We start from the raw sequence: 11,968 nt of genomic DNA on the forward strand, positions 1-11,968 counted from the left end.
CTATGATCTTAGAATGAAGCTATTCGCCGGTGTTGTTAATTTCGAGCTTAACCTATGACTTTTGCAAGAGGTCTAATTTACTAGGCATATAATGCCATAATAAACTTGAACAGTTTATGAGAGATTATACTAGCCCAAAGAGGATAACTAGTATGACTACTAAACGCAGAGAGTATACTCAAGAATTTAAACTTGAAGCCATTAGCTTAGTAGTTGATCAAAAGCGCAAGATTGCGGAAGTAGCAGAGTCGCTAGGGATTGGAGTTTCCACCCTAGATAACAGGGTAAGTAAGCATAAAAAAGAGAAACAAGTTCAGCACTACAGATGGTTAATCACACCAGAGTTAAGCCAAATGCCGTCCTATTTAACTCTGATCAAGGTACGCATTACAACAGTAAGACGTTCGCTGAATCCGTGGTTAGTTATGAGGGTGTTATGACGCAAATTATGAGTCGTAGTGGCAACTGTTGGGACAATGAGCCCACTGAGCGCTTCTTTAGAAGTTTAAAAACGGAGTGGATGCCAAAGAGTGCCTATGAGGATATTGCTGAGACTTCAAGTTCCATAAATGATTATATGTGAGGCTACTATCAATCCGTGAGACCGCACAGCTCCAATGATTATCTATCACCAGTTGAAACAGAGAAATGTTATTTTAATCAAAACCTCTTATCAGGCGTCTAAAATTAGTTGACCACTACAAAAATATGAAAAGCTACTTCTAATACAGGATTTATAATAAATGGATATTACCAGCCAAAACAAGAATATATATCAATTCTTTCAACAACGTATTGACAGTAGTATAGATTTACCTCTACCAGACAATATGGATTTATTTTTCTGGGGAGACGAAAAAAACATAAATATATATATAGATACCTTGATTTCGTACTCGGCACTTATACAAATTTCAGAATCTGAATATCTTTACAAAAAAATAATTATTATCAATACCAATCTAAATATAGATATCGAAAAAATAGAAACCCACTATAACTCAATACTTAAAGATAAATTAACCCTCGAGTTCATTACTGCTTCTTACTTTAATACTTCAGAACTAGAAAGTATCATAGACAGTATGGAGAACGCATTCGTTATTGTTTTAAATACTGAGAAATACTTACCTTCAGACTATGACCCTAAACTGACTCAGATATTAAACGGCAAAAAGCTAACTGATTTTGAGCTTAGATACTTAAATGTTGCCAATACTGTTCTTAGCTTTGAGAATAGAGGCAGTAGTAACTTTATTATATTTGACACACAACTGTATATGTTAGATTTAGACTTTATTTCACCACTATACGAGATTGAAGCACTGAGTATTTGCGGGTTCACTAACACAATGAAGAATCAAGAACAAGACATAAAGCTTAAAATTCAAAATATGATTGATGACAATGCTATTGCTGAACTCATTGAATATATAAATAATTTAGAAGGTATTGATGATAAAGATTTTTTAAAATTACAGGTCTACTCACAATTAATGGATGATAGAGGTTTTTTCAAGAAAGAAATTGATTCCCTATTCGAGTCAATTAATAAGAATAACTTGTCATCGCATCATTATCTAAAGTTAGCTGAAATTTCTAAAAACCTCTATACAAAAGAGACAACTATTGGTCTACTGAAACAAGCATTAGCCTTAACTGATGACTACTTTTATCTAGCAAAAATATCTGACTTAAGTGAAGGTCTAAATGATGAGATATATTTTGAAGTTACTAGCAAGATAGTAACTCTATTCCCAGAGTCTAATAAAGCTAAGCTATACAAAATTAATGAAATGATTAAAAGTAAGAATTATGAAGATGCGTATAATTTCTCCTTGAACAATAGCTTTGAGCAGGAATTCATAGATTATATGCTCTATCTCAAAGATAATATAAATGAACTAGATACGAGCCCCTATGTATTCTTTACTAAAGCTATAGAAAGTATCCATGATAGATACTTAGTTTCATTATTGCATATAACTAAAGAGAAATTGCTATCTGAAGGGAAATATATAGAATTATATCATTTGATATTAAATCATCGTGATTACTTTGATAATATCTTTGTTTATTCACAATTGGTATCTCTAGCTAAAATACTTCTTTCTAAACCCCATGAAGAAATAGGAGTTGACTCTGATTTACTGTTAGACATACTTGAATATGTCTTTGAATTAACAAATACTGAGAATCAATCAATCACTTATGTTAAGGATAAATTAGCTGAATTAGTTGATTATGCTAGTAACTATGGATATGGCTTTGCTTTTATTGTTAGCTATATCTACAATAAATTTACAAGTGATGGCTTTGTACTAAATGATATTGATGAAATTGATAGATCTAGTATAACAACTGATATAAATACCCTAAAAAAAGAAACAAAATCTATTTGTGATGAGATATTTTCTACTGGTACTTTAATTATAGGAGAATATCATGCGTTTCCACAAAATTTTATTCCAGAGCAAAAAGTTATAGAAGACCTAATCAGACTACAGTTCTACGGAGCTTTGGATAATTTGCAGCAAAATATAGAGGAAATTAACGAAGAGGTTGAAAGTATTAATTACGCGTTTTCATTAATTTATAATTTAGCACGTTTTTCTTCCTCCAAAAATAGTGACTTACATTTCTTAAGAGTTGTTCTTTCAGTTATGACGCTAAAGCACGATAGTCAGAAAATCAGAGACTATCTACAATACTTACTCTTTATACCAAAAACATTAGAGCGTAAAAAAATTGGTCTACTGGGCTATGCTGATGTGTCTCATAGAATGAACGATACAGATGAAGCCTTAACTTGTCTGGCGCTATCAATGGAGCATGGTGAAATTAGTGTGAACTCATACTACTTAACAGGAATCCTTACGGCACGAATTCTTAGAGATTTAGATTTTAATGATAAAGCGTTAAAAGTGCTTGAGATCGTCGAAAGAAATATTGGTGAATTTAATAGAGATATTCTTGATTCAACTGCGAATGAAATTAAATCTATTCGACTAGCAGTCAAATTTAAGGCTTGCATACGCCAGGTTGATACCGATATAACGAAACTGATAAGCCTATTACCTGAATTACTTGAATTTTATGAAAATGAATTGAAACTTCATCATGATATAAAACCATCTCTAACTTTAGCTATTCAGTCTTATAAAATGCTTCAAGATAAAGAGGTTGATACTCAAAAATTTGATGACTTCTTTAGGAAATTAGACTCCACTAACTCTAAGCTACCAGACTTTCTATCAGCGTTAATACATGGTGATTTTAATTTCATATTTAACTTGTATCTTAAACAAGAAGGACGTTATTCTGAAAAGTCTTCAGAAGACTTTACTAAACTAAAAACACTATCACACATGTATTTAAATGATATAAATAATAAAAATGAATATGAAATTCTATTTTGTCTAGAGATTCTCGCAGAGCATGCTATAAGAGATAGACATTCTTATCAAATAGATTCTCCAATAAAGCCTTTTGCTACTATCGATGAATATATAGCTAGCGTAAATAATTTGAGAAGAGATGCGGATATTATTTATTTAGGTCTTAACCAAATTAATCAATTGGTAATTGCTAAAATTAGAGAAAGCATAATTGAGATTGAAAAAATTAACACTTTTAACCTTGATGCCTTTATTGAATGGAATAAGTCTTTTCCAAAGCAGTATGGCTATTATGATGCTAACGAAGAACCAAATTTATTTTATGACTCAATAGAACTATTGGGACTGAATATAGAGACAACACGCAGCACGATTTTTATCTTTGATACACAATTACATTCCTTGATACCTAATCTGTTTTTAAATGAGGGTAAATTTATAGGAGCGGAAAACGTCATAACTACTGCTCCCTCTATAACATGGTTAAATTATGTAGTTAACTCAGATGAGGGTCAGAAAAAATCGTCATTAAAAGCATGGATATCTAATGCTGATACAGAAGGATGGACTTTAAAGACGATTATTGATAGGTATACTGATAATAATACATTTGAAAATTATAATATAGACTTAAATACTAGCCATTATTTGCCAACAAGCTTACAGAATAGTAAATTGGCTTTGATTACTGCTCATGGAGGTACTACTGGAAAAAGCAACTATTTTTCATCAGTTAGCGATGAAGGGGGGTTCAAAGTTCATTATCAAAATTTTGCACAAAATTTACGTAATTGTGATGTCGTTATTCTATTTGTCTGTAATGCTGGAAGGTTCAATAACCATCCTTATCTATCAACTACAATCAGCTTACAGAAAGAACTATTGAGAAATGGGTGTGAAACTATTATTGCTTCACCTTGGCCATTAGATGCAATGATGACACCAAACTGGTTTGAATATTTCTTACGAAGATGGGTTGATGATGCTTTAACAGTTGCCGAAGCTGTTTTTCAAACCAACAAGCATTTCTATACTAGAGATTATGAGGCCGATAAATACTTAGCTTTAAGTGTATTTGGGAATCCATTTAAAAAATACTAAGGTATGTGTCATCAATTAGTTTAATGAGATAGGTTGTACAAATATCGTCAATGAATTTTTAGTATAGACTCGGCATGTGCTTCAAAGGTTCGTAGCTGGTTGCTGCTTTTCCAAGTCTGATATTTCATCTTCAATAGCCCTCATAACACTTTCACTTAAGGATCTGAACTCTTCCATAGTTGCGAGCTTACCTCTCAAAGACTCTATTTTATCTTGATTCGCTTTAGACTCATCTTTATCTGGATAAAGGAATCTAATATTAGCAACGGGGTCTTCTAAGGGCTGTGCTATTTCATTAAGCCAGCTCTTGGTATCTTCATCTATAGTTTCTTTAATGGCTTGGTCAATACAAAAATATATAAGGATACGGGCAGTTTTATCTAAAACCTTCGACATTTTAAGCCAATTGTTCAAATCCTTGTCATTCTTATCTGAAGAGAGCTGAGCAAATGGATTAGATAAGTATCTATTGTTTTGATTATTAGGATTTAGCGAAACCAATGTTTCTAAAATGGGTTCAAGATTTTCAAATGGACGTTTACCATCAGGAAATGACGAGTGTCTTTCCCAAAGGCTAAGTATAATGTCGAAGCACTCTTGCTTAGTATCCTCATTATCAGTTTGTTCAGCTAATAATATTTTTTCAGCGATATAGTTACACATCCATGCTGTTATCTCATCAACTTCATTGTCTCTGAAATTATCAATTAAACGCTTACCTAAGTTGATAACGCTTTGTTGTGTCTCTAAGCTTTCCATCTGCAGATAAGAGGAAGGTTTTGCTGTATGGCGGGATGTATCCGAGGTCATCGTCATTACTCCATCTACTGAATGAGTCTTTATATCTTCTTTTAATGTCAACTTGTATGGCAACTTCTACGTTCATTTGCTTGCATATGAGGGTCAATAAATCTAAAGATGCTAACGCTTGATTACCATTTCTTATATAGTCGTCATTATGACTTGGGTTATCCTCGCTCCAATATCTGCTTTGTAAGCATGGCTTAGCATCAAGTTGCCAGTCTTTCATATCACGACTATGAGTACAATCAATTACTTGGGTAATATCAGAATGCAACTTAAATGGCTGTATTCTCCTGACGCCACCAAGGGAGGGATCCTTAGAGCCAACACCGTATTTCTGTCTATCTAACTCAAGTAATTTTACTGCTGTAAATACTTTGTCGTCATGTCCATCATTGATCGAGCAAAAGTCATAGAGAAAGCATCTATGGATATAGTTCTCATGATTGATAGTAGTGTGCAGTAAAGACTGACTAAAACGCTTGGATACTAGTATGCTTTTAAATGAGACGCGTTCGATTCTACTATGTTCAACCTCTTCCCATTCGCCTTCTACATTCAACCAAGTATCATTACCTTGAGTGCTAAGTAGTAAATCAATAAAATCACTCTCTTGTATTTGCCATTGCCATTCTTCACTGTCATCTGCAAACACCCAATCTCTTCTATCGATAGGTATATAGTCTCTGCTTTCTGACAACAACTTAAGATTATCATCTAGTAATAGGTGTCCATCCAACCATTCTAACCAAGACGATTTTTCGTGATAGCTGACCTGAACAACTGGCATGGCTTCAATTAATTTTGAAGCTACCGCAAACATCAAATGATAAGAGATATAAAAACCATAACTATCAATATCGGGGTAGTCACCACCTCTGCCATACATATCGTACTGACGTGAATGGCTATTTAGTTTTTTCCAAAGATTTTGTCTACTGTCATTCGTCCATTTACCATCAAGTACCATCTCCCATTCATTAAATAGAATATCTTTTGCTATATCTTCTACTTGTTTTGTTGAAATACCAAATACGCTTCCGAGAGGTGGAAGCCAAGATTTATCAAAATCATATCCAAAATAGAATTCAGGTAAGGTGACGTTAAACTCCCCATCCTTATGCCATGGCGAATTTGTAGTGTAAGTATATTTGTTGTCGTCAACTTGAGGGAGTTGAGATACGCATTTCTGCTTGATAGCACTTAAAGCTGACTCATTGAGAATATCAGGACACTTCTTGTATATTTGCGAGCATATTTGTTTAGCGTAATATTGGAGTAAGATACCTTGCTTGTTATCTAACGTTATAGAGATGAAAGTTGTCATATATTTAACTAACGGATCTACTTCTATTTGAACACAACGCGTCAATGCAACTAACAGATACAGTTTGGCATGTAGCTCGTAGAAATCATAAGCTGGTGGAATAAAAATATCTAACACTCCATTAGATAGACAATCCATCAGTAAGTCTATTTCCTCATAACATTTCAATTGATATAAGCGTATTACTGCATGTACAGCTCGCCAGCGCTCCTCTACAAAAGGCGATCCTAGGTTTGCATAGATATAATTAACTATTGCATACTCTATACTGGTCGGTAATAGAAACTCATCATTCCATACGCCGTCTGCATATTCTGAATCGATATATTTTTCAAAACGAGAGAGGCCGAAGTCTACCAAGTCTTTAGCTTCTGCAATAGTTAGTTGCGATGCATAATAACGCGCAAACTGAAAAAGTGAACCTGCATCTTCAACCAGTCCAGTTTCAGACAATCCTTTGGTTGCTCCTAGACGAATCGCTTCTCTAGAAGTCTCATTAATGATAAAGGAACCTAAGAAGTTTTTCTCGTAACGATTATTATGTGTGAAATTAATAGGAAATCTAGAAGCTAAGTGACTTATCAAGATAGACCAGTGACTCAATAAAGCGGGTCGAGCTTTCCATTGTTCTGGGATAGCTTCGAAGGCGTCCCTTATCTCATGAAAGCTTAATTCTTCTGAATTGACGACTATATCTAAAAAAACTAGTGACTTTCTAGAACTTACCTGCTCAAAGCAACCTTGCCAAAAATAATCATCATACTGTCTAGACCTTCTGTTATCTTTAAAAATAGTAAAAGCCTCTCTAAAGCCATTCTTTGTTAGAATATCTACATGGCCGTAGCGTTTTAGCCAGTTTTGAGTTTTTTCGCCGTTATCTTTCTTTTTAGAGAAATTATCAATAGGTACCATATTAAAATCATTTTTTTCATCCATCTCATTTAATCGTTCTAAATCATTTAATTCATTATTGCTTAAACTGTACTGGCTCGCTATGTCTTCGATGGTGTTCCAATCTCTACCGACACGGCCTTTAACTCTTAAATCTCTAATCACATGATCAAGCATAGTCTGCTGACTATGATTATCAGGTGTCATAGCAACGATCTTATCAAAAAAATCTACCAAACTATTATCAAAACTGAATGCTGTGAATGCCCATAAGTTAATCGGATTAATCTCTTCAATGTTTAGAACACCATTGACGAGGTTTGAAATACCAATCCATCCAACATTACGCTCTTTCCATCTACTTGCTATTGCCAACGTTGTTAAAGGCGATAACTTTAAGCAAGTAGAGAATATTTGTCTCTCATCCCAATAGTTTTGCCCTGTAACAGAGTCACCGATCAGCTCTGCCACGCGCATGTAACGATGGGCAAGCTTTGGAGTATATAGTTTGTCTTCAACGCTACGCTGAGCTATAGCAGATATTGCTTCCCATCTATGGGCTACTTCATTGCCAAAATTTGTGGCTTTTTTTAAGCCCGTATCGAAATAAACTGATGCGGCATCTGTATCGATAGCTAATATTGCTCTAGCAAAACTTATATAACTATCGGAATACGTCTCTGGTGACTCTTCAATATCAAACTTGTTTAAAAGTTTGTGTAAATCAGACTCAAAGAAATCAACTAATTCTTCAAGCTCCGGATGTTGACAACTAGTACTTAGAAAATAAAAATTATTCTGAAAGCTACGTTTGATTGTGTCTGTCTTAAGTTGTTTGATAAATATATCTATAAATAAGTCGGATTGTCCAAAGAGTATTATCTCAAACTTTGCTTTAGTTGCTAAACAAGCTTTAGGGTCGTAATCTTGATAATAACTAGAATGCGGCTTGGTAAAAACCTCTTCGTTCTTATTCAAGTGACCTAAGCTTATAATGTTTAATCCACTAAGTACTTTTATCCTTAAAATATACAGTGGTAAAAACTCATTGATTAGAGCACAGCTATCTTTAAACTCCTTTTCTGACTCGTAGTCTTTTTTATCATCCCTTTGAAAGCATTTTTTAATAAATGCCTCACGATCTACCTTAAAGTTATCTTGAAAACTTGCTTGTAAGGATAAAAAACGTAAGAAATTCTCTACTTCGTCCCCATGAGCTCTTATTTCTGAAAGAGCGTATAAATTGGGTAGACTATAATAATAGTTTAAACCTCTTCTAATATTTTTGATCGGTAGCTTCTCTACTAAACATGCTTCGAAAAAAGATAAGAAAGTATTGTTAGAATAAGAGCTTTTCTCAAAGCTATGCTGATTATGCTTATTAAGTCGTGTTTTAGAGTTAATGATTAGATTAAGACATCGTGTCAAGCATTCTCGTGGCGGTGTTATACCTACTTGCATAAGTGCTTCAGTTACTGCAAGTATAAAATTAGGATCACTCTTACCATGAGCCGCCATTTTACAAACAGTATTTATATCGCCCTTATTAATTAGCCTCTTTACAAATGGTAAAGTGATACGGTAGATACTTTGTAGCGGTCTAAAACGCAAAAAGCAGTCCACACAATATACATAACCATAAATATTGAAACGTGCTGAGGTAAGCTCTACGATATCAATGTCGTCAATCTGTTCATAGAAATGCCCATCCGTATCTTCATTGTGCTTAGCTCTTTTTTCAAAATAGCGGCGTAAAAAGTGTTCAGCAGAACGCAGATAAACTGTAGCCTGTCCTTTTGAATCGGGTAAGCTTGCGAGTAATGACGCCGAATACACTAACTCAGAGCCTTGCCACTTTCCTCTTATGACCTTTTTGTGGGCTAGTTCCGTTATTCTGCCTTCTGATAGATTTTGAGTGACTAAATCAATATTATTTTTGAGTACTTCATTTTGACGCTCGTTACTAGCAATTTCTTCACCCGCTAATAATGCGAGCTTAGTAGCGTCATAAATACGATTAACTTTTAGTGAGGCTTTGAAAGCATACTGTAAACGTGTGATCTTAATTAGGCTCTTATCGTATGGACTGCCTTCAGGTAGGTATTCATTAGACAGTGCCAATGCCACTAATTCATCATACTTTTCAGACTTATGAAGTAATATGGGTAGAGCTTCAGCAATATATGGGCTAACGATATCAAGGCGTTTGATAGCATTAATATAGTTTGATATTTGATCTTTGGTTGCACTAAAGTTGTCTTGAAACCATTTTTCGGTAGGTTCGTCCCGAAACTGAACAGCGTGGTCTGTTAGCCATAAAGGACGTCCTAAATCTGCTACAAAGCTTTTTACTAAATCTACTGGAATATTTGCAATAGTGGCCAATACTGATAAAGGAATAAAAGGCGGTAAGGTTGCCAATCCTATACAAATGCTATCTATGTCCTGTCTATAAACTAATGGGAAGTTATCTTTTAATTCATTAACAGCCTTTGCTAGCTGTCTTTCTATTAAATCCTCAACAGTTATGATTGTTGAGTTAAACGACAATAGTAACTCATGTAAGGACTCATGGTTTAAAGCTAATGCATTAGCTTGCACTCGAGGGTTACCACCCGTCAAACTATTAAACTCTTCTGCTTGCGCTATATTTACATCAGCATAATATTGACGAAGATTTTTTAGCGTTTCTTCAATGGTAAAGGGTGATAGCTCTAGTGGTACGATAGAGCTTGGTGGATCAAGTAGCTCCAGCCTTTCAGGCCTACAGGTAAAAACTAACCGACAGTTATCTGGCACATCTTCCTTCAAAAGCTGATTAGCAAAGCAACTTTCATTGAACTCATCTGCCGCCATCATGGCGTTATCTACAGCATCAAATACGATGACCAGTAATGCTTGAGGATGGTCGGCTATTAAGTTGCTACAAGCTTCATCTATCCTGCCTAGAAACTGACGAATCCAATGTTCATCAGGCTCATTTCTAGTAGGGATAATTTGTAGGCAATATCCATCTTTGGCTAATTCATTGATAACCTGCGTCATTGCATTTTTAACAGTATGTCGTTTTTCGCTGGTCTTACGATAGCCTCCGTTACCAAAGCAGTCATAAGCAATCACTATATTAGGTATAGGTAAAATATTAACTAAATTGCTGCTTAGAATTGACTTGCCTATACCCCCTGATGCCGTGATGATAGTGTGAGTGTTAGTAGATTGAATACTATTGATTATGGTGTCTTGCTGTTGGCGAGGAACATAGTTGTTTGGAAGGGCTTCAAATTTTGGTGGTGCAGGGAAAAAGTCATTAATATCAGTAATATTAAACGCTTCAAGAATGTCCTCTTTTTTTATCGTGTTACTCTTATTCGGTTCTAAGCGTTCCCAAACAGTTGCTACCAATAAATGCTCCATATCGGTAACGTTCTTTGATATCCAAATTCTAGATAGTTCTTTATGAATATCTTGCTTTTGTACGTTAAGATTGCCTTCGATATCATACAAATTAAGATGTGAACAAAAATCTCTTAACTTTGTTTCACTAAGCTTTGTATATTTTTTTAATGTATTGACAGAACGAGTATCTGCAGTAAGCCCTTTAGCAAGGTTATCGACAGTTATTTTAAATTTAGGGCATATTTTTCTATTGGTTATTATAGTAAATTCAAAGTCTGCATAGTCTTTACTATCTTTTGTATCTACAAACCTTTGAGAAAATCCAACAATAGTATCTTTGAGATCGGATATCTTAAAGTCTTCATCGGCTCTAACAGTAGAGTGTTTTAGCTGAAAGTATTCTACTGACTTTTCTCCATCAATTGACTGCCTGTATTCAGCTAGATCAACTACATTTTCACCACCTTGATTAAAATCGTCAGAGCCTTCTATCGTAATATGAGTCAAATCAGTATCGAAATCTAATAACTTTAAGCATCTTTTGACAGCCCAGCGATAGTGAAAAATATCACCAGCTCTTGAAAAATTAATGGATGTTGCATTCTGATTCATAGAAAATGATTCGTCCAATATAATAGTTGAAAAAAGCTAGGAAATATTTCATGACTTGCAAATTACTATTTGAATTCAAATATACCAACACCCCACAAAAATTGATAGGTAAAAACCATACTAAACGTCATTAGATGTTGCATCCAGCCAAATCAAACCTGAGAAAAATCCAACAATAGCTTAAAGTAGCTCTACCAAGGCAAATGCCTAAGATATCTTATTACAGGTCGATATCTGGTGAGAGCAAGCAGGTTATATGATAAATTACCACTCAGAATATTAAGCACTAAACATGCCAGCCATTTACGGCTGAAAATAAAGAAGGAAGTGAGGCGATATGCCTATATTGAACTGGTTGAATAGGTAACCCTCCCAAACTTAAGACACCTAATAAATAGAATTAAGCTGCCTGATTGAGTTTCTGTATCGGTGTAAAACC

The 11,968-nt window shown here is 34.6% G+C and carries 4 protein-coding genes; 2 read left to right on the plus strand and 2 right to left on the minus strand.

From position 1 onward, the window contains the following. Positions 1-152 precede the first annotated feature (152 nt). On the plus strand, positions 153-440 hold the full coding sequence (locus JMY00_RS13090) for a transposase (protein WP_201580473.1): 288 nt from the start codon (positions 153-155) through the stop codon (positions 438-440). Positions 441-743: 303 nt separating this feature from the next. Beyond that, positions 744-4,499 (plus strand): CHAT domain-containing protein, encoded by a 3,756-nt coding sequence (locus JMY00_RS13095; RefSeq protein WP_201580474.1) that lies wholly within the window; start codon positions 744-746, stop codon positions 4,497-4,499. 81 nt (positions 4,500-4,580) lie between these two features. On the opposite strand, the gene JMY00_RS13100 is transcribed toward JMY00_RS13095, so the two are convergent. Together JMY00_RS13100 and JMY00_RS13105 are read right to left on the minus strand one after the other, a co-directional pair. After that, on the minus strand, positions 4,581-5,309 hold the full coding sequence (locus tag JMY00_RS13100; RefSeq protein WP_201580475.1) for a hypothetical protein: 729 nt from the start codon (positions 5,307-5,309) through the stop codon (positions 4,581-4,583). Continuing rightward, positions 5,215-11,529 (minus strand): hypothetical protein, encoded by a 6,315-nt coding sequence (locus JMY00_RS13105; protein WP_201580476.1) that lies wholly within the window; start codon positions 11,527-11,529, stop codon positions 5,215-5,217. Before JMY00_RS13105 ends, JMY00_RS13100 begins: the two co-directional genes overlap by 95 nt. Positions 11,530-11,968: the final 439 nt, after the last annotated feature.

The sequence above is a fragment of the Psychrobacter sp. Pi2-52 genome (assembly GCF_904846705.1).
In the GTDB taxonomy this organism is placed as follows: domain Bacteria; phylum Pseudomonadota; class Gammaproteobacteria; order Pseudomonadales; family Moraxellaceae; genus Psychrobacter.